Annotated in this window: 1 protein-coding gene; it reads left to right on the forward strand. The window is 76.2% G+C overall.

Features of this window, described 5'->3' with window-relative positions; genetic code table 11:
* Nucleotides 1-35: 35 nt before the first annotated feature.
* Nucleotides 36-281: FAD binding domain-containing protein (locus ACLBX8_RS32210; RefSeq protein WP_447716476.1), on the forward strand; the 246-nt coding region annotated here is incomplete at its 3' end.

A 281-nucleotide genomic window follows, 5' to 3' on the forward strand; every position in this document is an offset into this window, starting at 1 on the left:
ACCCGCGCCCCCGCCGAGACCGCGCGGGAGGCCGCATGGAGCCCGCCGCCTTCGCCTGGGAGCGCCCCGACAGCCTGCCCGCGCTGCTGGCGCGCCTTGCCGAGGCCCACGCGGGCGTGAAGCTGATCGCGGGGGGCCAGTCCCTCGGACCGATGCTGACCCTGCGCCTCGTCGAGCCCACCCTCATCCTCGACATCACCGGCGTGCCCGAGCTCCGGACCGCGCGGGCCGAGAGCGACACGCTCGTGCTCGGGGCCTGCGTGACCCATGCGGACATCGAG

This window comes from Methylobacterium sp. D48H (assembly GCF_053345715.1).